This window comes from Nitrosomonas nitrosa (assembly GCF_003051105.1).
In the GTDB taxonomy this organism is placed as follows: domain Bacteria; phylum Pseudomonadota; class Gammaproteobacteria; order Burkholderiales; family Nitrosomonadaceae; genus Nitrosomonas; species Nitrosomonas nitrosa.
This window is the reverse complement of record NZ_QAOO01000017.1, coordinates 24,860-47,516: the sequence shown is the minus strand read 5'-3', so window position 1 is coordinate 47,516 and position 22,657 is coordinate 24,860. Positions and strand designations below refer to the sequence as shown.

Sequence of the window (22,657 nt, the reverse complement as noted above, 5' to 3'; positions counted from 1 at the left end):
CTGAACGGGAGAAATTTGCTGGGGCGGTTTTGTATCGTTTAGTATGCTATGTTTTTGTCTGAAAACAATAGGAATTAAAGCATCAACGCGGGCTGAAGTTCGAGAGATTCAAGCAGATGGGGGAACGGTTTGAGCAGATAGATAAGCATTTCGAGGCGCTGATCAACACGTATCAATCGTTTTATGATCTGGTCGTTTGCGATGACACTTGCTATCGGTGGTCTGGTTGTTGCCGCAATTAAATCCTAGTCCGTGCAAGTGCAATAAACAACGAGTATGGTACTGCAAAAAAAATCAAGAAGATCGCGTAGCGCGACTTGTTTATTGCCCTACAACCCTGGTAAAGATAGCAATAATGCATGAGGATAACGGTTCCAGACGCTCGAGTGCTTGTCGGTAAGGATATCTGCTCTCAGAAACTAAAGCACGATGAACCCCTGCAGTACTTCCCTCATGACGGAGCTCATTCATGCACGGCAGATTCCAGCGACCTCCATAAATCTTCCAAAATGATGAGTAGAAAGGCAGTACTCAGCCCACGTGGCTTGAGCGGTGATGTCTGGATGCTCGTTATAATAGGCCGGTCGAGGAATAATTGGGTCGGAAAAGTTTGAACTTCATTCCAGAACTAAGCTGCAATGAGGATAATATGCATTAAAAAAACGATTGACCACTATTTTTGAAAGAGGGTTTTATGACAGATTGGACGGCCGGTTATATGGCCGATGTTGGCTACACCTATGGGTACTATGCGGAGCTCAATCCATTGCGTCTCAGCTTGCCTTTTCTGGCAGCGGGTTTGGTTTTTCCAAAGGTAGAAACAGCTTGTGAGCTGGGTTTTGGTCAGGGTATGAGCATCGGTATCCATGCGGCAGCTTCCACGGGGCATTGGTACGGTACTGACTTCAATCCCGCCCAAGCCCATTTTGCCCGTGAACTCGCGGCAGTAGCGGGTTCGGGGGCGCAGCTTTACGACGAGGCTTTTGCCGATTTTGCTCACCGTTCCGATCTGCCCGAGTTTGATTACATCGGGCTGCATGGCATTTGGAGCTGGATTTCCGATGAGAACCGGTCCATCGTCGTCGATTTCGTCCGCCGCAAACTGAAAGTCGGGGGCGTGCTTTATATCAGTTATAACACACAACCTGGTTGGGCATCGATGCTGCCGATGCGTGATCTGCTTACGGAATATGCGGAGGTGATGGGAGCAAGCGGTCAAGGAATTATCAGCCGCATCGATGCAGCGCTCGATTTCGCAGACCGCCTATTGGCTACCAACCCGCTCTACAGTCGGGTGAACCCGCAGGTGGCCGAACGCATCAAGAAAATGAAAGAGCAGAACCGTAATTATTTAGCGCATGAATACTTTAACCGCGACTGGCATCCGATGTCCTTCACACGGATGCATGATTGGCTGGCGGCAGCCAAGCTGAGTTTTGCCTGTTCTGCACATTATACGGACCATGTCGATGCGGTGAATCTTTCGGAAAGTCAGCAGCAATTCCTACGCACTATTCCTGATCCGGTTTTCCGGGAAATGACGCGCGATTTTATGTGTAATACCCAATTCAGGCGGGATTATTGGATAAAGGGAGCGCGGCGTACTGATCTGATTGAGCGGGGAGAACAATTACGCGCTCAGCGCGTAGTGTTGAGCAGCTCACGCGAAGCGGTCGAGCTAAAAGTGACCGGTTCGTTAGGTGAAGCGACGTTGAATGTGGGTGTCTATGTGCCGATTCTCGATTTGCTGGCTGATTACAAGCCGCGCACATTGGGACAGATCGAGCAGGCAGTTCAGAGTAAGAACATCGTATTTTCGCAAGTTTTGCAAGCAATGATGATTTTGATCGGCAAGGGGGATGTCACGCTGGTGCAGGAAGAGGTTTCGGCGTCAAAAGCGAAGCGTAGCACGGATAAGCTCAACCTTCATTTGATGAACAAGTGCCGTGGCAGCAACGATTTCGCTTATCTTGCCAGCCCGCTCACGGGAGGGGGCGTTTCTGTCAATCGTTTCCAGCAGCTCTTCTTACTGGCTCGCCATCAGGGTAAGAAAACACCAGGCGACTGGGCGCAATTCGCATGGCAGCATTTGGCTATATTGAATCAAAGACTGACGAAGGAAGGAAAAGTCATTGAATCCGAGGGTGAAAGCCTGGCCGAGCTTAGCCGGCAGGCCAGCGAATTTGCTGAAAAACGCTTGCCGATGCTGAAGGCGTTGCAGGTTATTTGATTGGGTGTTGTAACCGGAAGTAGGGTAAGTGATATTCCGCTTATTCTGTCCGGATGTTTAAAAACGGCTCCTCTCAGGGAAGCCTTGGCAGGGGTGAGATAAGGTGTGGTAGGCGGAGTATACATTTTGCACCGGATGGCCGATCTAGGTGCATTTGCCACCCTGTCCACAGGCTATCGTGCCAGATACGATTCCAAAAAAAACGAGTAAACAGCGCGATAGTACGCCAGTTGAGTGATATCATTGGGCTCAATTGAATGTTTTGCTAACTACTTACCTTGATTCGTTGATATGACTGAGAATGCAATTCAACCCTTATCAAAAAGCCGCCATGCGCTGCAGCGCTGGCGGCCTTACCGTCACTACGATTTTGCTGCAAATGACGCGGTTGTTCCTATTGTGGCGGCTGAGTTGTACAAGGCAGTCATGGCGTTGCCGATTGGTTTTGTAGCGGTTGAGTCGAGTTTCGTCATGGTGGCGGTGCAGGGGCTTGCGGCGGGAAAAAATCTTTTGGTGGCCAAGGATGGGAGCTGGCTGGCTAGCTATATTCCTGCAGCGTATCGGGGCTACCCTTTTTTGTTAGCGAATACGAGCGATGGCAAGCAAGTGTTGTGCATCAATGAAGGTAGCGGTGTCATCACTGATGATCCTGACGGCGAGCGTTTTTTTGATGATGAAGGCAACCCGGCTAAATCCGTTCTCGATGTCCTCGAATTTCTGAAGCGGGTGGCAACTGCCCGCGAGGCAACCAAACGTATCTGTGCCGCCTTGCAGAAATATGATCTGATCCAGCCTTGGACGATCAAAGTCCAACACAGTGCCAATGAGCAGCAAATCGCTGGTTTGTATCGTGTCGACGAAGCAGTGCTAAATACGCTGACTGGCGACGCTTTTGTTGAGCTGCGCGATATCGGTGCACTGCAAGCTGCCTATTGCCAGCTTTTATCCATACAGCATTTGCCCCGCCTCGGTGATTTGGCGCAAGCCCATGCGAAAGCGGGCATACCAAGCACACCGAGCGGGGAGCTGGATCTGGAATTCCTCAATCAGGGCGGTACGTTAAAATTTGATCATCTGAATTGATTTTGTCGTATTACCAAGCAGGCATAATTTTCTGTGTAGCAGGTCGGACACAAGCGATGAAGCGGGGAGTTACCATTCCAGATAATGGAAAAAGGTTTGTTTACTGTGCACAATGAATATGTTGATTCCTATTGGATAGGATAGCGATAAGACAAACGATACGTTTGACACACACAAATTAGTCGAGAGACTTGAAAAATCTGGCGTTCACCGCGAACGAGCAATCGCTATTATCAAAGCACAGCAAGCCGCGTTTTTGCTGAGGCAATGAAAACTCAGTGAGTTGCCAAAAGCGATTTGATGGAGATGGAGAATCGATTGATAACATGGCGTATTGGGCTCGCGCCTGGTCAAGTAGCCATTATCGCTGCATCATTTACATTAAAAAAACTACCGCTGCTCCCTATAGCATCACAACATAGAAGCTGTTCTTTGTACTTATTTTCTGCTTGTGGCAGCATAATAGCGGTGCACAAAGGAGCGCTTTCCATTTGCTATTGCTTGACTATGACCGTCTTCTGCCAATTCGCGCTCTGTTACATGCAATCATCCAAAAATAGTTTATTTTTAGACTGAATGGGATTGATTCTGACAGACTGAGATCATAGATAGTGGGCATGATCATAATCCGATCTGTCTCGTCTGGTCGATTCTTGCGACAATGAAACGTTTTCCAATAAAGAAGGTGAATGCTGATGGATAGCAATGTAATGGACAAGAAAGTGCAGTTCAATTTTTGGTATATCGTCATTGCCATTCTAGGCATGATGTTTTTGCAGAATCTGTACAACCAATATACTCGTATTGAACCCATTCCCTATAGCCGTTTCCAAACGCTGCTCGAGCAAGGGCGCGTGGCTGAGGTGGCGATTACGGAGAACCATATTTACGGCACGCTTAAAGAAGCAAGTTCGGAAGGGTTTAAGGAATTTGTCACAACCCGGGTCGAGCCCGAGCTGGCAGAGATTTTTGATAAGCATAACGTGACCTATACGGGGGTCGTGAAGAGCACCTGGTTGCGTGATTTGCTGTCCTGGATCGTGCCCATGGCCGTGTTCATCGGAATCTGGTTGTTCATTATCCGCCGCATGAGCGGTAGCATGAGCGGAGGGTTGATGTCGATTGGCAAGAGCCGCGCCAAGGTGTATGTCGAGAAGGAAACCAAAGTCACGTTTGCCGATGTGGCGGGTGTCGATGAGGCGAAGGAAGAGCTGCTCGAAATCATTAATTTTCTAAAGAATCCAGCGGATTACAGCAGCCTGGGGGGACGGGTGCCCAAGGGCATCTTGCTGGTTGGCCCACCCGGAACCGGTAAAACCTTGCTGGCAAGAGCGGTGGCAGGTGAGGCAGGTGTGCCGTTCTTCTCGATATCAGGGTCGGAATTTGTCGAGATGTTCGTTGGTGTGGGGGCCGCTCGGGTGCGTGATCTGTTCGAGCAGGCTCGTCAAATGGCGCCTGCGATTATTTTCATCGATGAGCTTGATTCATTGGGGCGCGCGCGAGGCGCCTACGGCTTGGGTGGACACGATGAAAAAGAACAAACGCTCAATCAGTTGCTGGCGGAGCTCGATGGTTTCGATCCTGCAAGTGGTATCGTCTTGCTGGCAGCGACCAACCGCCCTGAAATTCTCGATGCCGCATTGCTGCGCGCGGGGCGCTTCGACCGGCAGGTGTTGGTCGATCGGCCCGATAAAGTGGGACGTGAGCAGATTCTGGCGGTCCATTTGAAAAAAGTGAAGTTGAATACCGATGTCAAGCCGGAGCAAATTGCGGCACTCACGCCAGGCTTTACCGGCGCTGATCTGGCTAATTTGGTCAATGAAGCGGCGCTGTTGGCTACCCGGCGTAAAGCCTCTGCCGTGACGATGGACGATTTCAATAATGCGATCGAACGGATTGTGGCCGGTCTCGAGAAGCGCAACCGCTTACTCAATCCCAATGAACGCCGCGTGGTCGCTTTTCACGAACTGGGGCATGCCATGGTCGCGTTGGCATTGCCCGGGACCGATGAGGTGCACAAAGTGTCGATCATTCCACGAGGCGTGGGTGCATTGGGTTATACCATTCAGCGGCCGACCGAGGATCGTTTTCTGATGACACGGGTAGAACTGGAGAATAAAATGGCGGTGCTACTGGGCGGACGGGCAGCCGAACAAGTGGTGTTCAATGAAGTGTCAACCGGCGCGTCGGATGATCTGGTGCGTGCGACCGATATTGCCCGTGCCATGGTGTTGCGCTATGGCATGAGTGATGCGTTGGGTCATGTGGCCTACGACCGCGAACGCTCCGCGTTTTTGCAACAGGGGTTTCCGGTGCCGCAAAGCCGCGACTACAGCGAGGAAACCGCCAACAAAATCGATACCGCGGTGCGATCATTGGTTGATCAGGCGCTCGAACGGGCGGTAGGCATACTTCGCAGGAACCGTGCGTTATTGGATAAAACTGCCGAGGAATTGCTCAAGACCGAAACGCTCAACCAGCCACAAATCGAGACGCTCAAGCAGGCAATCGTGCGCGAAGGATGAGGATTGGCTTTTTCAGTAGCGCGGTCAACGTAACAGTACTAGCCTGGGAATGGCATCGTCATTAATCCACACGAGCGCGTTCTGGTCGAAGTGGCGACCCAGAATCTTGGCGGTGACCAAGTCGATGCCTAGGGCAAGAAAGCTGGGTTCGGCTGGCCATTTTTCGGCAGGATCCAAACTTCTTCCGATAAAAATATTATCGGTGTAGCGGAAGAGGCAACTGTATAAGCGATGATTAGCCAACTCGTTTATTTGCTGCGGGCGAGGTCGGCTGCGGGGATTGCAAGCCGTAATATACAGCGCGCACTGCACTGCCTTTGTGGACAGGAGGTGAGACAAGGACTCGCAATGTTCGCCAATTCGTAACGTCATCTTGTCTGTATCGATGTCTGCCTGGTAAAGGGTAGCAAGGTAGCTTTGGATCAGTTTGGCCGGAATAGCGGTTTGCTTTAAACTTTCATGCAAAATAACAAAGCCGTGTCGAAAGATGTCTTCCTGGAATGAGTCGGGCATGGCGTTTCCTCATCACAAAAATAACAACATGAAATATTTTATTCTAACTGGACTATTTCTTTTCACTTGTTTTGCGGAAGCTGCAGAAGCACCGCAGCCCGTCGACGTTCCCAACACGCTGGCAGAGCGCGTCAAAGCCTGTACCATTTGTCATGGCGAGGAAGATAAGGCGAGCAGAGACGCTTATTATCCGCGCATTGCAGGCAAATTGGAGGGTTATCTTTATAACCAGCTGCGGCATTTCAGGGATGGGCGCCGCTACTACCAACCGATGGCCATTTTGCTGGAGAACATGTCCGATACGTATTTGCGCGAGATAGCGCAGTATTTTGCTGGGCTCGAGATACCTTATCCTCCACCTGAATCCATCGTGATCCCGCCTGCACAAGCGGCGCTGGCCGAGAAATTGGTTTATTCGGGTGATCCCGAACGAGAGGTGCCCGCATGCAGCGCGTGTCATGGTCAAGATCTGATGGGTACCGAGCCCTTTGTACCTGGATTGCTGGGTTTGCATAGCACTTATTTGGCTGCACAATTGGGCGGTTGGCATAGCGGCGGACTGATCCGCGGGAAGATCGCGAATTGTATGGCGGATATCGCCAAGCAATTGACCTACGAAGAAATCAACGCGCTTGCAAAATGGCTGGCTGCTCAACCTGCTTCAGGAGAACCCGCCAACGCCCTTCCTGCCGAGATGGCGCAACGGTGCGCGAATCTCGCTCTGGAGAATGGAGACAGCCGATGAAAACTGCTCTGATGTTGGTTGCAACGATAAAAAGGGTTTTTTCAGGGACTGGCTACGGATTGATCGCACTCCTGATGGTCGGTGTCATGGAAATTCATGCTGCGACGGAAAGTACCGCTGTGCAGCAGCTCGCGCGCGGCGAATATTTGGCGCGTGTCGGAAATTGCCTGGGTTGCCATACTACCAAAGGCGGACAGCCCTTTGCCGGCGGACTCAGGTTGACGACATCGTTTGGAACTTTCGTAACACCTAACATCACGCCAGATGACGAAACGGGAATTGGTCGCTGGAGTCAAGAAGACTTCTGGAGAGCGATGCACGAAGGAAAATCCCGCGACGGACGGCTACTTTATCCGGCTTTTCCCTATACCGACTACACCAAGGTGACACGTGAAGACGCCGATCTTATTTTTGCCTACCTGCGATCGATCCCGGCGGTATCCCAAAGCAACCCGCCGCATGAAATTCGTTTTCCCTATAACTACCGTCCCCTCTTGTATGTCTGGCGTGCGCTTTTTTTCAAGCAGGGTATTTATGAACCGGATAGCACCAAAAGTGAAGAATGGAACCGGGGGGCTTATTTAGTGCAAGGATTGGGGCATTGCAATGCCTGCCACACGGCCAGAAATGTGCTGGGGGCAAGCCAAGATGAGCATGCGAGCGAGGGACAAATCATGGACTCCAACTGGTATGCGCCCTCGCTGACTACCCGCCAGGAGGCAGGCAGTATGGATTGGTCGATCGAGGAAATCGTCGAGCTGCTCACCGTAGGCGTGACCCAACGCGCCATGATGTCAGGGCCGATGGGTACGGTGGTCAGGCAAAGCTTGCAGTATTTGACGCCAGAGGATGCCCGTGCGATGGCCGTTTATTTGAAATCGCTGCCTGAAAGCGATGCGCCGCCTGAAGTGCGCTATCCAGAAATGCCGGAGGGTGTCCGCAAATACTTGGCGCAAGGCGAGAAGCTGTATGAAAAACACTGCCAGGATTGTCATGGTGCGTCGGGGCAAGGTGCGCCTGGTATTTACCCTGCGCTGGCTGGCAATCGCAGCGTGACGATGGCGATCCCTACCAATGTCATTCGTATCGTATTGAATGGAGGTTATCCGCCCACGACCGCAGCCAATCCGCAACCCTACGGCATGCCGCCTTTTCAGCAGATCATCCGTGACGAAGAAGTAGCCCAACTGGTCTCCTTCATCAGAAATGCGTGGGGTAATCGCGGCAGCCTGGTGACGCCGGTCGATGTGGGACAAAGTAGAGGAAGCCGTCATTAACCTGTTGAGAAGCATCGTGCTTTGCATAGCGGCATGAGCTTGTATGAATGTCGGAGTGGTTGATTTTCTGCGCACTGTTTGCTAGCTAACAGACGTAGACCGGGGTGTTGTTTAAAGTGGTGAGCGTTATCAACGCCTACGAAAGGAGCATCACTATGCAAATCATTTCCCCGCGACAACATGGCTATCTGGATTTTTTGACAGTTATCCTATTTTTGCTGGCACCGGTATTGTTCGGCTTGAGCGAAGTACCCGCCTTGCTGGCCTATGGATTGGCAATGGTGCACCTTGCGGTCACCCTGACTTCCGATTTCCCCTTTGGGCTGATCAAGCTCATTCCCTTTACCGTACATGGCTGGATCGAGCGTATAGTCGGGCCTACGCTTGTGGCCGTTCCCTTTGTGCTGGGTTTCGCCGATGAGCCGATGGCGCGTAATTTTTATATGGGCATGGGATTGATTATCATCGTGGTAGGTTTGTTGACTGACTATCGCGCCACTCAACGTAAAAGCTAAGGTATGCGCTTTTTGCACCAAGCGATCACTCGATAAAATTACGTTCACGGACAGCAGGATTACTGCATAATTGGGCTGCCGAGGTGGCAGCCCATCCACGTGGTTGTCGGAAGCTGCTAATCTGCTAATCTGTCTTTGTCGAGGAAACATTATGCTGGTACCCCTAGTTAGCTTAAAGCGATTTTTGTTGTTCTTTGGCGCAATTTTTTTGCTTATGTCCGTGAGTGGGGTGAAGAGTGCTTCGCCCTCGCTGTTTTATTCGCTTTTGCCCCTGAGCAACACTAAAAACGAATGTCTGAATCGGGCCTATCGGGCTATTGCAGCTGAGGTGACGGGATCGATTATCCAACGCGCAGATGATGTTGCGCTCGTTAACAGCCAATACAACCTTGCTGTCCATTGCCGCAGAACGGGTGACAAAAAGAGCTTCGCCACCATTATCGTTACACATCAGATAGACTTCAATCTCGCGAAGCAGCTTGCGCTGAATATTCAGCACAGGATGGAATCGGCTAAGTTCGATTGAATGCGTTGCTTCTGAGTAGATAAAGAACAGTTGTATAAATTACACGCATAAAATCAATTGGAGACTGCAGCAGGGGATCGTTTCAGCTTGCTCATCGCTTCCAGATAAGCAATGATTTCTTCGATAACCTCGGCACGCCGTGGCGTTTCTATGCCCAGTGCCGGCATGGTCGTGTTGTAGCGGATGCTCTCGGGGCGATCGATCCAGCGCTTAAGGTATTGGGGCTCGATGTATTCGGTCACGCTGACCGGGTAGTTGAGCTCAGGCGCTTTGCCACCGCCTTGTCCGTTGATCGTATGGCACGCAAGACAATATTTGCGGAAATGCTGGAATCCGCGTTGAGCGGATAGCGAAGCATCGGCGGGTGGATAAAGATGCGGAAAACGTGCCGCGAACGAGGTGAGCTCGACACCGGTCACTTGATAGGGCATGTCGGATGCCCCGTCATCGAGCAACGTGCGTGCTGCCAGATTGTCCCAGACGAGGTACAACGGGCCTAGTGTGACAGCCTCGTTGTTTTGCAGCTTGTTTACCAACGTGAACGGTATGTCATCCGCACTCGCAAACGCGAAATAGGCATCATACGCAAGAAATTTGGCTACCGGAATGCTCGGTTGATAACCATCTGCGCAAAAAAAGACGAGTTCATCCGCTAAACGCCATGTTTTGCCAAAAATCTGATCGAACAGCGCACGGGCGGAATAAACCTGGTAAGTGCGTGTTCTTTTCTCATGTGACTCAAAAATTTTAAGCGGCCGGGCTTGGGCCATCTTGCCGAGTGCCTCAAGACTGTGAGAGCTGATCACTTGTCCCTCGCGCTTGAATTCAATTAGCGCATCCTTCATGGGATTCGCTGCAAAAGCGGGATTGAATGGGCTCAGTATGGCGCACAACGCGGCAGCGATGACGCTCAAAAAATGAATTTTGCTTAAGCTTCTCAACATGTTGACTTGCCTTTCTGATAAGTTTTTTTATAGTAACCCATTTATCCTGGATTTGAGTATGAATGGAAGCATAATGCGCTGCCCTTGTGGTAGCGATAAAAAATATATCGACTGCTGCAGCCGCTATCTGGATAAAGAAGAAACCGCGCCCACAGCAGAAGCGTTGATGCGCTCCCGTTACACGGCCTATACACTTGACCGTGAAGACTATCTATTAGCCACTTGGTGTGCCACCACCCGGCCGGCCTCGCTTGGATTGGACAATGGGCCGCGTAGCAAATGGTTGGGCCTTGAAGTGAAGCGCCATGACTCCCCTGTACCGGATCAGGCCGTCGTTGAATTCATTGCACGCTATAAAGTTAATGGCCGTGCTCACCGACTGCATGAAATCAGCCGCTTTGTGCGCAAGGCTGGGCGGTGGCTGTATGTGGAGGGGGAAATCCTCTGACGGTGAAAGCTTATCATTCCATCAATTGCGATCATGTCCAGAAAATCTAGCGACAGACCCTATTTTTCTGTGTGAAACATGACTGCTGATAACTATAGACCAGGGACCGACAAAATTGAAAACGTGGTTTGCTCCCTTATACTGTTATGTCAAAACCACTTTATCGTATTGCTAGCAAGATATTGATTGTTAATCATATTTACTACAAAACCAAAATTGCACGATAGTCATTCACATTGGTGCGTGTGGGGCCGGTGATGACTAAATCATTGAGTTGTTCAAAAAAGGTATAACCGTCGTTGTCATTGAGTAAGGCCGCAGGATTGAGACCGAGTTGTTGGGCGCGCGTTAGCGTATCGGGAGCCATGATCGCCCCGGCATTATGTTCTGTGCCGTCGATGCCATCAGTATCACAAGCGAGTGCATAAATACCTTCAAGACCATCCAATGCGACTGTAAGCGACAACAAAAATTCGCTGTTACGTCCTCCCCGGCCTCGGCCTTTGACCGAGACCGTCGTTTCGCCACCAGAGATCAACGCAACGGGCGGTTTAAACGGTTGACCATAGCGGTGGATTTCTCTTGCCAATGCCGCGTACACTTTGGCGACTTCACGCGCTTCACCCGTCACGGTATCGCCTAGCACCAATGGGGTGATGTTGTATGTGCGAAAAAAATGATCAGCAGCCGTCAGTGACTGGCGCGCAGTGGCAATGACGTGATTTTGTACATTCCTGAAAACCGCGTCGCCCGGTTTGGGTGTTTCATCTTCCGTGTGCTGGCTTTTTTCCTGCAGGATCGCCAGCACGTTGGGAGCAACCTTGATTGCATGTTGCTTGAGCAGAACAAGCACGTCGGCATATGTCGTCGGATCCGGCGCACAGGGACCGGAAGCGATATGGGTTGGATCATCGCCCGTCACGTCGGAAATGATCAGGCAATGAATCGGCGCGCGGCAGGCGGCAGCCAGTCGGCCACCGAGCACAGCAGAGAGATGCTTGCGCACCGTATTGATTTCCTGGATCGAAGCGCCGCTCAATAGCAGTTGCCGGCTAATATCCTTGAGTGCCTCCATCGGGACACCCGCAATCGGCAGCGACAATAAACTCGAACCGCCGCCACTAAACAAACCCAGCAATAGATCGTCGGTGTTGAGCGTTTGCACCTTTTCCAGCATGGTGCGGGTGGCGAGTTCGCCGTGCTGATCGGGTAAAGGATGGCCTGCTTCGATGACTTCAATTTTGTCAGTAGGCAGGCTGTGACCGTAGCGCGTGATGACTATGCCCGAAAGCTGCGCATCCGGCGGCCAATGCGTTTCGACCGCGTGTGCCATGGCGGCAGCCGCTTTGCCTGCACCGACCACCAACGTTTTGCCTTTGGGTGGTTTCGGTAAATGAGAGGGAACGATCTGCAAGGGGTCGGCAGCAGCGAGCGCAACCTGAAAACTATTGCGCAGTAGTTCGCGTGGATTCACGCGCTTGCCTCTGTACTCGCCTGGCCGCTAGCTGCGTCGAGCATGGGCCGTAAATATTGACCAGTGACGCTGGCTGGATTTGCTGCGATGCTTTCCGGCGTGCCTTCAGCGATGATTTGGCCACCACCATCTCCGCCTTCGGGGCCGAGATCGATAATCCAATCGGCGGTTTTGATCACATCGAGGTTATGCTCGATGACGACCACGGTATTGCCATGATCGCGCAGCCGGTGCAATACCTTCAGCAGCAAATCGATATCCTGAAAATGGAGGCCAGTGGTGGGTTCGTCGAGGATATAAAGCGTACGGCCGGTATCCCGCTTGGACAGTTCCAGCGATAGCTTTACACGTTGTGCTTCGCCGCCGGACAGCGTCGTGGCCGATTGTCCCAATGTGATGTAGCCGAGCCCCACGTCGAGCAAGGTTTGCAGCTTACGCGCGACGACCGGCACCGAATCGAAAAAGGCAAAAGCATTTTCCACTGTCATCTGCAGGATTTCGTTGATGTTTTTGCCTTTGTACTGAATTTCCAGCGTTTCCCGGTTATAACGTTTGCCATGACACACATCACAGGAAACGTAAATATCCGGCAAGAAATGCATTTCCACCTTGATGACACCATCGCCCTGACAGGCTTCGCAGCGGCCGCCTTTGACATTGAAGGAAAATCGTCCGGGACTGTAACCCCGTTCCCGTGCCTGCGGAACACCCGCGAACAACTCGCGGATCGGAGTGAACAGCCCGGTATAGGTCGCCGGATTGGAACGCGGCGTGCGGCCGATCGGCGTTTGATCCATATTGATCACTTTGTCGAAAAAAGCCATCCCATCCAGCGCCAGATATGGCGCAGGCTCCGCACTGCTGCCATAAAGATGACGCGCTACCGCACAATACAGCGTGTCATTGATCAGCGTGGATTTACCTGAACCCGATACGCCAGTCACACAGACCAGCAACCCCACCGGAAGATTGAGATCGACCTTTTTCAGATTGTTGCCGGACGCACCGGTGATTTTCAACGTGCGCTCAGGATTAGGCGGGGTACGGGTAGTCGGTACCTGAATTGACAATTGCCCGGAAAGATAACGCCCCGTCAGCGAATCGGCATTTTTTTGAATTTCGGCCGGCGTCCCTTGAGCAATGACACAACCGCCATGTTCACCTGCGCCCGGTCCCATATCCACCACATGATCAGCCAGTTGAATGGCGTCCTGATCATGTTCGACCACGATCACGCTATTGCCGAGATTACGCAAATGCTGGAGTGTTTCCAGCAGGCGACCATTGTCGCGCTGGTGCAAGCCGATCGACGGTTCATCCAGCACATACATTACCCCTGTCAGACCAGAGCCAATCTGGCTGGCCAGACGGATACGCTGTGATTCTCCGCCCGACAAGGTATCCGCAGAGCGATCGAGCGATAAATAATCCAGCCCAACATTGTTGAGAAATTGCAGCCGGCTGGCGATTTCTTTGATAATGCGCTCAGCGATTGCTTGCTTGTGGCCTGCCAGCGTCATCCGATCGAAAAACAACTTGGCCTGTTTGAGCGGCCATGCACTGATTTCGTAGATGGTTTTTCCAGCGACATGCACATGACGCGCTTCGCGGCATAGCCGCGTCCCTTCGCAATCAGGGCAAGTACGCGAGTTGATGAATTTTGCCAATTCTTCGCGCACCGCCTGCGAATCGGTTTCCTTATAACGGCGTGTCAAATTGGGAATCACGCCTTCAAACGGGTACGTTTGTTGAGCAGATCGGCCCGTTTCGTTCAGATATGAGAACTTGATTTTTTCCTTGCCAGAGCCGTACAAAATAATCTGCTGGATTTTCTCATCCAACTGCTGGAAGGGGGCTTCCAAGTCGAAATCATAGTGCTGGGCAAGCGCCATCAGCATCTGGAAGTAAAACTGATTGCGCCGATCCCAATGCTTGATCGCGCCCGAGGCGAGCGACAAGTGGGGAAAAGCGACGATTCGCTCCGGATCGAAAAAAGTAATTTGCCCGAGTCCATCGCACTTAGCGCAGGCACCCACTGGATTGTTGAATGAAAATAAGCGTGGTTCCAATTCGGACAAAGCGTAGTTGCACACCGGACAACTGAATTTGGCGGAAAACAGATGCTCCTGCCCTGTATCCATCTCGACCGCCAATGCCCGGCCATCGGCATGGCGCAGTGCGGTTTCAAACGATTCGGCCAAGCGCTGTTTGGCATCGGCCGATACCTTCAGCCGGTCGACGACCACTTCGATGGTGTGTTTCTTGTTTTTTTCCAATTTTGGCAGATCGTCGATTTCGTACGTCTCACCATCGAGCCGCACTCGCACGAAACCTTGCGCACGCAGTTCGTCGAATAAATCCTGCTGTTCGCCTTTACGCCCCACCACGCTCGGCGCGAGGATCATCAGGCGGGTGCCTTCCGGCAATTGCAGCACATGATCCACCATTTGCGCGACGCTTTGCGCCGTCAGAATAATGCCGTGCTCGGGGCATTGCGGATCACCCACACGGGCAAACAGCAAACGTAAATAATCATGGATTTCAGTGACGGTGCCCACCGTCGAGCGGGGGTTATGCGATGTCGCTTTCTGCTCGATGGCAATGGCAGGCGAAAGCCCTTCGATCAGATCGACATCCGGCTTCTCCATCAACTGTAAAAATTGCCGTGCATAAGCCGAGAGCGATTCGACGTAGCGCCGTTGTCCTTCCGCATAAAGTGTGTCAAAAGCGAGCGATGATTTGCCCGAACCGGATAAGCCCGTGATCACGATCAGCTTGTTGCGTGGCAAATCAAGATTGATATTTTTGAGATTGTGGGTACGCGCCCCACGAATTTTAATCAGTTCCATCAGCTACCTAAGTATGGGTCAACCTGCTAATATACCCAATTTTCCAGTTTTCACACAATCTGATTCATGTCTGCAATATCAACTCCTGAAAAAATGTCTCCCGTGGAAATGCGCGCCTCTATTGGCTTAGCCGGTGTGTATGGCCTGCGCATGTTCGGCCTGTTCATCATTTTGCCCGTTTTCGCGCTGTTTGCTGAAGATCTCCCTGGTGGAGACAACTTCACGCTGGTAGGGATTGCGCTGGGTGCCTATGGGCTCACCCAGGCTATTTTTCAAATCCCGTTTGGTTGGATATCCGACCGTCTCGGACGCAAACCCGTCATCTATATGGGGCTGGTGCTATTTGCCATCGGCAGCTTCATGGCAGCCACCGCGATCGATATTTATTGGGTGATCGCAGGCCGCGTCATCCAGGGCACCGGCGCGATCTCCGCGGCGGTCATGGCGCTTGCCGCCGATCTGACACGCGAAGAACACCGCACCAAGGCCATGGCCATGATCGGCATGACCATCGGCGCCATGTTTCTTCTTTCCATGATGTTGGCGCCGCTGTTAAACCAATGGATCGGAGTACCCGGCATCTTCATCATGACCGGACTTTTGGCGATTGCCGCTATCGTTGTGGTCAACAGAATCATCCCGGATCCTATCATCAGCCGTTTTCATTCCGATGCGGAAGTCTCCACGGGGCGATTCTCCAGCGTACTGAGCAATCCGGAGTTATTACGCCTGAATTACGGTATTTTTGCGCTGCATGCGGTATTGATGGCGCTTTGGCTGATCGTGCCGTTATCCTTGCGCGATGCGGGGCTGGCAGCAGCGCAGCATTGGCAAATGTACCTCCCCGTGATGGTGCTCTCGGTCATCCTGATGGTACCGGCCATCATCTACGGTGAAAAAAAAGCCAAACTCAAACCGGTATTCGTTGCCGCAGTCGCGCTGCTGCTGGTCGGCCAGATTCTACTAGCGGTAACACAACAATCGCTATGGGGTATGGCGGGCGCTTTGCTGATATTTTTTACCGCTTTCAATTTGCTGGAAGCCAGTCTCCCGTCACTCATCTCCAAAATTGCGCCGGTAGGCGCTAAAGGCACGGCGATCGGCGTGTATAGCAGTACTCAGTTTTTAGGTGCGTTCGTCGGTGCCAGTGCGGGGGGTTATTTCTTTCAGCACTATGGTATCTATGCAATCGCCGCATTCTGCGCACTGCTCTTGTTGGTCTGGCTGTATCTCGCTGCCACCATGAAAGCGCCTGCCGCCGTACGTTCCAAAATGTATCATGTCGAAGAGATGGATGCGAACCGCGCCAGCGGCTTGTCGCGTGAACTGGCATCACTCCCGGGCGTTTACGAAGCGCTGGTACTGGCCAATGAACAAGTGGCCTATCTGAAAGTCGATCTCAAAGGATTTGATGAAGAAAAAGTCGTCCAATTATTAAAGGGGAACGCATAAATGGCATCAGTCAATAAAGTTATTCTAGTCGGGAACCTGGGGCGAGACCCCGAAGTCCGCTACATGCCGAGTGGTGACGCCATGGCTAGTCTCAGTATCGCTACGACCGACACCTGGAAAGACAAGGGTGGCGAGAAGCAGGAACGAACCGAATGGCACCGTGTGGTGATGTTTGGCAAGCAAGCCGAGATCGCCGGCGAATATCTGAAAAAAGGTTCACAGGTCTACATCGAAGGCCGTCTGCAGACGCGCAAATGGACCGACAAATCCAATATCGAGCGCTACACCACTGAAATCATCGCTGATCGCATGCAAATGTTAGGCAGCCGCTCGGCCGCAAGCAGCGGCGACTTCGAATCCCCTGACAGGGACAACGATTACAACAACAGTACACAATTTAGCGATAAACCCGGCAGCCCAAATAAACCCAAGACCGGCACCGGTTTCGACGACTTGGAAGACGATATTCCGTTTTAAATTGTGCCATTGATGGTCGAGGGATATCATCAGTCCACGTCATTTCAGCTTTAGACGGTATCTATTATGGCTGCTTACCGCACATCACCGCTCCGTCTGATACCCAGAAAACCGAGCAAGCCGAGCCCCACATGCCCCAGCATCTCGGGTTCGGGAATCAGCGCGGCAAGAAAAGAGCTATCGGCCAAAGTGACCGCCAGCAGCATAGTCAAGTAGTGATCGTAGCGATGGTGAGCGAAGGGTTCGCCTCTGTCCGCATGAGGCAAGCTGGGAAAATGGGTCGCGCTTAGTGCCACAATGCCGAAACTGCGCGATAACGCAAACAATCCATCCATTCCTCCTGGGAATGCACCGGGTAATTCGGAAAAATTGGCTGCCAGCCCATTGACTTTATTGAAACCAAGGGAAACTGCGGTCGGCGTGGCATTGCCTGAAAACGAAGTTCCGGTGTGGCCCAGAGAACCCAATGCAAGGCCATAATCTGCATTTGCAGTCAGCTCGACCGGATAGGCAATGTCCCCATAAACATTCAAGCGCGGGAAACCCGAGATCGACGTTTCGCTGGGCTTGTTGTTGCCAGGCTGTGTTATGCTCAAAGCCGCGTTGATTGGCGCACTCAAATTCTCGGACCCTAACCAACCTCGCAGATCTGCCCCATAAGCATGAATTGATTCAGAACGCATTGGCGACACCCTCCATTGGTTACAACACTGATCGCATTGTGTCCAATGAAGCATTCTGTGCCTATCGTACCGAGGTACATTGTACTTTGGTGCATGTACGCATCATAGTGCCGCCAGGTGCGATGCATTTGCTCAAGTGAAAAAAGTTGGCCTCTTCAATGGGTTATACTGTCAGGCTCAATTAGCCCCAATTAACGCTCAATTCGATGGTGTCATGCAGCTTGCGATTATCCTCATGAAAATGATGCGCACAAAACTCACGTGGTTTTTGATTTTGGCTATCCTAAGTATCCTCATGCTCAGCGGTTGTTCGAGTCTTTTCTATTACCCGGACAAGAAACGTCTTTACTATGATCCGAAGGTGGTGGGATACGCACCAGAAGATATTTTCTTTACCGATGCCGCTCAACGAAAGCTGCATGGCTGGTGGTTTCCTGCTAAAAAAGCCCCTGCAAAGGCGACCATTGTATTTTTTCACGGTAATGCCGAAAATTTGACCTCTCATTACCTGCAGTTAGCCTGGATTACCGATGAAGGCTACAATCTTTTCATTTTCGATTTTCCAGGTTATGGCCTATCCGAAGGCAAACCCACGCCCAGAAGTTGTGTCGAGTCTGGCCACGCAGCGGTCGACTGGGTGGCAAAAAATAAATCCCCCGGCGGGCCTGTGATCATTTACGGCCAAAGTATGGGGGGAATCGTTGCGCTGCGGACGGCAATCGATAAAAAATCCGAACTCAACTTGAAACTGGTGGTTGCCGACAGTACTTTTGATTCTTTTCAGAAAATCGCCAGGGTAAAACTCGCGCATACCTGGCTCACATGGCCGCTGCAACCCCTGAGTTACCTATTATTCAGCGATCGTTGGGCACCGCAAGATTTGGCTGCGATTTCGCCCATTCCTGTTCTGGTCATCCATGGGCAAAAGGATATGGTGGTGGAACCCGAACTGGGCGAAATTATTTTCGATAAACTGGCCGAGCCCAAAGCCTTTTGGCGAATTCCAGAAGGCGCCCACACGGATGTATTCTGGCGCCACGATCGTCAATACCGTGCCAAGTTCATCACTTTCCTGGAAAAATTGGTGCATCCTTAGGTTTGTATCCTGTCGATGCCGGCTGTTATGACATAAAATTACCTAACCATCATTGCTGCACCCTTTGCTGCTCTCTGAAATCAATTGTGTTATGTTTGACAACCTACAGAAGTTTCAGTAGATTCTGGCCTGTTCTAACGAAAAAGGTTGCTCATTTTTCCTAGATCGCATTCTTGAAGTTTTATGACAGAAAGCTATACGCTTTGAAACTCACTGAGACCAATTGAGCATGATCGAAGCGTTCACCTGGTTTGAAGCGGAAACAACCTTTTATATGGAGAGAATAATATGAAACGACGTCATTTGATTGCAATCGCAGCTTCTCTACTTTACCTCCCTGTTTCTAGTTTTGCTGCCGGATATGGGGCAGCAGGCTGTGGACTGGGTTCCATGGTCATCGGATCGAAGCCAGGTGCGCAACAGATTTTTGCGGCCACCACCAATGGTACTTTTGGCTCGCAAACATTCGGCATCACTTCCGGCACATCGAATTGTGGCGACCATGGCTTGCTAAATTTGAGCAAGGAACGAGAAATATTTGCGCAAGAAAACTACACCAGCTTGATCAAAGAAATGGCGCAAGGAAAAGGTGAGAACCTGGCTACCCTGGCAAGCTTGTACCAATGCCCTGCGGAAACACATGGGGAATTTGGCGCGATGACCCAGGAAAAATTCGATCATCTAGTGACAAACGATCAAACCACTTCGAACGAATTGCTGGCGCAGCTTGAGAATCAACTGTCTCAACATCCTAAACTGGCAAAATCCTGCAATATCCATTTATCCGCACTGAATTAATCCAACGTGCGCACGGATATAGGCTAACCCCTGTATCCGTGCATCTATTCGTTACTGTCCCTTGCCATTTGCATTCCTTGCCGTCAGCTTGTTTTTCTCGTTTATTTGGTTTCCTGCTGTCTCCCATTCCCAAGACAATAATGCCGCGCGGTATCTAGCGGAGCTGCAACAACAAGCGCGCACGCAAAAACTCAGTGATCAGCGTAGCTGGCATTTACTCCTGAAATATAACAAAAAGCGTTTTGGCGGTATGGAGAGCGAAGCCGATGGTATGGCGTTTTTCAATTCCCCCGCTGGCAAAACTGATCCGGAATCGGAATTGGCAGCCACGTTGGCCAGCTTTTTCGTTCCGCTGGCTGAAATTGCCAACGGCGAGGAACACCCGCAATGTAACTTCCCTGCGCGTTTCAAATGGCTAAACGAACAACTCGCGTTCGACCCCGCCCGTTTGCAAATCCAAGAATGCGACCGCTTGGGTCGCTGGCTGGAAATTCTCGACCCCGTTGGCGTCACATTGGTGTTCGCCTCCTATTTCCTGAACAATCCCGCTTCGATGTTCGGTCATACCCTGATGCGCATCGATAGCCGCAGGACAGGCGGCGACAACAATCTCATCAATTACGGCGTAAACTACGCCGCGATCCCCGATACCGAAAACGCCTTTCTGTATGCGCTGAAAGGGTTGATCGGTTCATTTGAAGGCCGCTTTGCGATTTTTCCCTATTACACCAAAGTGCAGGAATACAATAATTGGGAAAGCCGCGATCTATGGGAGTATGAACTCAAGTTTACCGAAGATCAGTTGCACATGATGCTGCTGCACTTGTGGGAGCTGGGTGGCACTTACTTCGATTATTATTATTTTCAGGAAAACTGCTCCTACCACGTACTCTCGCTTTTAGAGATCGCCAATCCAGATTTGCGCTTGAAAGACGAATTTTTTTTCAGCGTGATTCCGGCCGATACGGTCAAGGTGGTCATGGCGCAGGATCAACTGGTCAAACAGATCGTTTACCGCCCAGCCGTTCTCAATCAGATGAACCATCATCGCGCCCGCATGGACAGCGGGGAAAGGCAGCTCCTGCACGCCATCATCAAAGGGGAAGTGACCATTGAAAGCGCCCGCTTCACTAGTCTTTCCACGCGCACCCAGGCGCTGTTGTTGGATGCCTATATGGACTACCTTCAGTACCAGAGCATGCAACAAGTAAGCGATCAAGAAGTGAAAATTCCCCGCTCCCTCCTATCCGCCCGAAGCCGCTTGCGTGTGGCCAGTGATCAGAATGAGGAGGTCACGCTTTTTTCCAGCCCGCCGCACCTCGGTCACGGCACTGACCGTGTGCGCCTTGGCGTTGGGCATAACGATCGAGAACCGTTCCTGGAGCTGGCTTACCGTCCGGCATATCATGATTTGATGGCGAAGGATGTGGGCTATGACAAGCACTCGGAGATTATTTTTTTAGACTTCAAACTCCGTTATTACTTTGAGTCTGAACGGGTCAGGCTGGACCGGGCCAATATTCTCTCGATCACTTCACTCAATCCGTACGACCCTTTGTTTGGCAAGACTTCATGGCGTGGTAGTTTGGAGATCGATACGCTCAGAGACCGGGATTGCCATTATTGCAATTCATTAAAAGCCTTTTATGGAAGAGGGCTTTCTTACCGTCCCGATTTTTTCTCACCTTTGCTGTTATTTTCATTTATCGACCTCAAAGCCGAATTGTCCGGTCATCTACAGCGGGATTACCGTCTGGGCGGCGATCTGGAAGCAGGTGCCTACTATGACATTTCCGAAAACCTGAGGGTCAAAATCGCCGGAAGCTATCACGTTTTCATCGTGGGTGAGCGCAAACGTTTTTTCACGACGCACTTCGAAAGCCGATATGCCTTATCGCAAAATCTCGATGTCAGACTGGAACTCAACCGCTTCGATCACAACCATGAAGGCATTTTTTCCGTCAATTATTATTTCTGATTGCCTCTTGTAGACATCATCATGGTAGAAATCCGTGGACAAACCCCATTTTTCTGTGTGGAACATGACTGCGGATAACCATGGACCAGAGACCGACATAATCGGAAATTATTTGAAAACGTGGTTCTCTGTTACTGTTCGTAGGGTTGCAGCGTCAAGCAAAAGTAATGAAATCGCTATTTCCGATCTCATCATGTCTCAAAATGTAAGGGAAAACCACTGCGCACTATTTTCGCTCGACAAACACTTTCAGATGTTGAGTCAAGTTATTCAGTCAGGTTATACCAAGCAAAAGATTAGCGTTACCTAACCTGGATAACTTATTCCCCAATCTTTTCCATTAGTCTTTCAAGAAATACTTGTTGCCCTTTTACCATTTTCTGCCTGGCTGTCTGCACTTCAAACCATTGTGCGCTATCGACTTCAGGAAAGTGTTGAACCTAGATTCTTTATTCAGTTGATTGCTAATTATAGCGCTAACATTATGAATATTCTAGCTTTGCAACAATTTTCGCCTTCACCTTTTGGGTTGCCAACGCTACGATGCGGATTGCGCGATTTTATGGACGCATGGCTGCGTTGTAACTCCTTGGAATAGAGTGACTATTCCGCGTCGTTGCGCCTTGTCCTGCACCCCTAAAACCGCACACTCCGGCCCCGTCCAACCGAGGAATCTAGGTTGAATTGTGCCGCTTTTGGGTGGCCATTCCAGGGGAAATAGATTGCTTGCGATCCTGGATGTGTCGAAATGGTGAGCCAAGGCCCATGCGTGGATAGTTCTTCCGCTCGGCTGTTTTGCTTCTCCTAGATCGATGAACGTGCCTTCGATTTTCTGCCCTGTTTCTTCTTGGAACTCCCGCTTGGCGGCGGCGAGTGGTGCTTCATCGCGCTGGCAAATTCCTTTTGGGATAGACCAAGCACCATCATCCTTGTTTGCCCAGTAAGGGCCGCCTGGGTGAACCAGCATGACTTGCAGCCTGCCCCCGATGGGGCGGTACAGTAGGATGCCAGCGCTATGAATACCCATCTGTCGCCTTCGCCGAA

Annotated in this window: 19 protein-coding genes; 13 read left to right on the top strand and 6 right to left on the bottom strand. The window is 51.1% G+C overall.

Going from position 1 to position 22,657, the window contains the following annotated elements; genetic code table 11:
* Positions 1–694 precede the first annotated feature (694 nt).
* From C8R30_RS10610 to ftsH, 3 genes are all read left to right on the top strand, one after another.
* A complete protein-coding gene (locus tag C8R30_RS10610) occupies positions 695–2,230 on the top strand; it encodes a class I SAM-dependent methyltransferase (protein WP_090666618.1) in 1,536 nt (511 codons plus the stop codon).
* 291 nt (positions 2,231–2,521) lie between these two features.
* Positions 2,522–3,313, top strand: a complete 792-nt coding sequence (locus C8R30_RS10605) for a SapC family protein (protein ID WP_107790099.1) — start codon at positions 2,522–2,524, stop codon at positions 3,311–3,313.
* A gap of 710 nt (positions 3,314–4,023) precedes the next feature.
* Positions 4,024–5,838 (top strand): ATP-dependent zinc metalloprotease FtsH, encoded by a 1,815-nt coding sequence (ftsH, locus tag C8R30_RS10600; RefSeq protein ID WP_090666783.1) that lies wholly within the window; start codon positions 4,024–4,026, stop codon positions 5,836–5,838.
* Positions 5,839–5,862: 24 nt separating this feature from the next.
* Here the strand turns inward: ftsH and C8R30_RS10595 are convergent, their stop codons facing one another.
* Entirely contained in the window at positions 5,863–6,351 is a 489-nt protein-coding gene (locus C8R30_RS10595; RefSeq protein WP_239654114.1) for a DUF3293 domain-containing protein, read from the bottom strand.
* Between C8R30_RS10595 and C8R30_RS10590 the strand changes: the two genes are divergently transcribed.
* From C8R30_RS10590 to C8R30_RS10575, 4 genes are all read left to right on the top strand, one after another.
* Positions 6,350–7,096: a c-type cytochrome gene (locus C8R30_RS10590; protein ID WP_244887978.1), complete on the top strand. Its 747-nt coding sequence runs from the start codon at positions 6,350–6,352 to the stop codon at positions 7,094–7,096. The two genes, C8R30_RS10595 and C8R30_RS10590, sit on opposite strands and share 2 nt — an antisense overlap.
* The gene (locus C8R30_RS10585; RefSeq protein ID WP_239654116.1) at positions 7,093–8,373 is read left to right on the top strand and encodes a c-type cytochrome; all 1,281 of its coding nucleotides are present in this window, start codon (positions 7,093–7,095) and stop codon (positions 8,371–8,373) included. Before C8R30_RS10590 ends, C8R30_RS10585 begins: the two co-directional genes overlap by 4 nt.
* A gap of 155 nt (positions 8,374–8,528) precedes the next feature.
* Positions 8,529–8,888 (top strand): SPW repeat domain-containing protein, encoded by a 360-nt coding sequence (locus C8R30_RS10580; RefSeq protein ID WP_090666622.1) that lies wholly within the window; start codon positions 8,529–8,531, stop codon positions 8,886–8,888.
* Between the two features lie 151 nt (positions 8,889–9,039).
* Positions 9,040–9,414 carry a hypothetical protein gene (locus C8R30_RS10575; protein WP_090666624.1) on the top strand — a complete coding sequence of 125 codons (375 nt, stop codon included), beginning with the start codon at positions 9,040–9,042 and terminating at the stop codon, positions 9,412–9,414.
* A 53-nt stretch (positions 9,415–9,467) separates the two neighbouring features.
* Here the strand turns inward: C8R30_RS10575 and C8R30_RS10570 are convergent, their stop codons facing one another.
* Positions 9,468–10,358, bottom strand: coding sequence for a c-type cytochrome (locus C8R30_RS10570; RefSeq protein ID WP_107790098.1), 891 nt, complete (start codon positions 10,356–10,358; stop codon positions 9,468–9,470).
* A gap of 58 nt (positions 10,359–10,416) precedes the next feature.
* Here C8R30_RS10570 and C8R30_RS10565 point away from each other — a divergent pair, with 58 nt between their 5' ends.
* A complete protein-coding gene (locus tag C8R30_RS10565; protein ID WP_218143419.1) occupies positions 10,417–10,806 on the top strand; it encodes a YchJ family protein in 390 nt (129 codons plus the stop codon).
* 202 nt (positions 10,807–11,008) lie between these two features.
* Here the strand turns inward: C8R30_RS10565 and C8R30_RS10560 are convergent, their stop codons facing one another.
* Positions 11,009–12,280: a glycerate kinase type-2 family protein gene (locus tag C8R30_RS10560; protein WP_090666628.1), complete on the bottom strand. Its 1,272-nt coding sequence runs from the start codon at positions 12,278–12,280 to the stop codon at positions 11,009–11,011.
* Positions 12,277–15,129 carry an excinuclease ABC subunit UvrA gene (uvrA, locus tag C8R30_RS10555; protein ID WP_107790097.1) on the bottom strand — a complete coding sequence of 951 codons (2,853 nt, stop codon included), beginning with the start codon at positions 15,127–15,129 and terminating at the stop codon, positions 12,277–12,279. Before uvrA ends, C8R30_RS10560 begins: the two co-directional genes overlap by 4 nt.
* A 93-nt stretch (positions 15,130–15,222) precedes the next feature.
* Here uvrA and C8R30_RS10550 point away from each other — a divergent pair, with 93 nt between their 5' ends.
* Together C8R30_RS10550 and C8R30_RS10545 are read left to right on the top strand one after the other, a co-directional pair.
* A complete protein-coding gene (locus tag C8R30_RS10550; protein ID WP_090666632.1) occupies positions 15,223–16,581 on the top strand; it encodes an MFS transporter in 1,359 nt (452 codons plus the stop codon).
* A complete protein-coding gene (locus tag C8R30_RS10545; RefSeq protein ID WP_090666634.1) occupies positions 16,582–17,058 on the top strand; it encodes a single-stranded DNA-binding protein in 477 nt (158 codons plus the stop codon).
* 74 nt (positions 17,059–17,132) lie between these two features.
* On the opposite strand, the gene C8R30_RS10540 is transcribed toward C8R30_RS10545, so the two are convergent.
* Entirely contained in the window at positions 17,133–17,741 is a 609-nt protein-coding gene (locus C8R30_RS10540) for a hypothetical protein (protein ID WP_107790096.1), read from the bottom strand.
* 136 nt (positions 17,742–17,877) lie between these two features.
* On the opposite strand from C8R30_RS10540, the gene C8R30_RS10535 reads away from it, so the two are divergent.
* The 3 genes from C8R30_RS10535 (at position 17,878) to C8R30_RS10525 (ending at position 21,613) form a co-directional block, all read left to right on the top strand.
* Positions 17,878–18,837, top strand: coding sequence for an alpha/beta hydrolase (locus tag C8R30_RS10535; RefSeq protein ID WP_107790095.1), 960 nt, complete (start codon positions 17,878–17,880; stop codon positions 18,835–18,837).
* 288 nt (positions 18,838–19,125) lie between these two features.
* Positions 19,126–19,635 (top strand): DUF3015 domain-containing protein, encoded by a 510-nt coding sequence (locus C8R30_RS10530; RefSeq protein WP_107783276.1) that lies wholly within the window; start codon positions 19,126–19,128, stop codon positions 19,633–19,635.
* Positions 19,636–19,696: 61 nt separating this feature from the next.
* Complete coding sequence (locus C8R30_RS10525; protein ID WP_258192009.1) at positions 19,697–21,613, top strand: Lnb N-terminal periplasmic domain-containing protein; 1,917 nt, start codon at positions 19,697–19,699, stop codon at positions 21,611–21,613.
* Between the two features lie 538 nt (positions 21,614–22,151).
* On the opposite strand, the gene C8R30_RS10515 is transcribed toward C8R30_RS10525, so the two are convergent.
* Positions 22,152–22,640, bottom strand: a complete 489-nt coding sequence (locus tag C8R30_RS10515) for an NUDIX domain-containing protein (RefSeq protein WP_107790092.1) — start codon at positions 22,638–22,640, stop codon at positions 22,152–22,154.
* Between the last annotated feature and the right edge of the window lie 17 nt (positions 22,641–22,657).

Coding starts and splice junctions, on each gene's coding strand:
- C8R30_RS10545 (WP_090666634.1), top strand. CDS start 16,582: ATGGCATCAGTCAATAAAGTTATTCTAGTCGGGAACCTGGGGCGAGAC.
- ftsH (WP_090666783.1), top strand. CDS start 4,024: ATGGACAAGAAAGTGCAGTTCAATTTTTGGTATATCGTCATTGCCATT.
- C8R30_RS10595 (WP_239654114.1), bottom strand. CDS start 6,351: ATGCCCGACTCATTCCAGGAAGACATCTTTCGACACGGCTTTGTTATT.
- C8R30_RS10515 (WP_107790092.1), bottom strand. CDS start 22,640: ATGGGTATTCATAGCGCTGGCATCCTACTGTACCGCCCCATCGGGGGC.
- C8R30_RS10575 (WP_090666624.1), top strand. CDS start 9,040: ATGCTGGTACCCCTAGTTAGCTTAAAGCGATTTTTGTTGTTCTTTGGC.
- C8R30_RS10580 (WP_090666622.1), top strand. CDS start 8,529: ATGCAAATCATTTCCCCGCGACAACATGGCTATCTGGATTTTTTGACA.
- uvrA (WP_107790097.1), bottom strand. CDS start 15,129: ATGGAACTGATTAAAATTCGTGGGGCGCGTACCCACAATCTCAAAAAT.
- C8R30_RS10605 (WP_107790099.1), top strand. CDS start 2,522: ATGACTGAGAATGCAATTCAACCCTTATCAAAAAGCCGCCATGCGCTG.
- C8R30_RS10590 (WP_244887978.1), top strand. CDS start 6,350: ATGGCGTTTCCTCATCACAAAAATAACAACATGAAATATTTTATTCTA.
- C8R30_RS10585 (WP_239654116.1), top strand. CDS start 7,093: ATGAAAACTGCTCTGATGTTGGTTGCAACGATAAAAAGGGTTTTTTCA.
- C8R30_RS10570 (WP_107790098.1), bottom strand. CDS start 10,358: ATGTTGAGAAGCTTAAGCAAAATTCATTTTTTGAGCGTCATCGCTGCC.
- C8R30_RS10565 (WP_218143419.1), top strand. CDS start 10,417: ATGAATGGAAGCATAATGCGCTGCCCTTGTGGTAGCGATAAAAAATAT.
- C8R30_RS10610 (WP_090666618.1), top strand. CDS start 695: ATGACAGATTGGACGGCCGGTTATATGGCCGATGTTGGCTACACCTAT.
- C8R30_RS10550 (WP_090666632.1), top strand. CDS start 15,223: ATGTCTCCCGTGGAAATGCGCGCCTCTATTGGCTTAGCCGGTGTGTAT.
- C8R30_RS10530 (WP_107783276.1), top strand. CDS start 19,126: ATGAAACGACGTCATTTGATTGCAATCGCAGCTTCTCTACTTTACCTC.
- C8R30_RS10540 (WP_107790096.1), bottom strand. CDS start 17,741: ATGCGTTCTGAATCAATTCATGCTTATGGGGCAGATCTGCGAGGTTGG.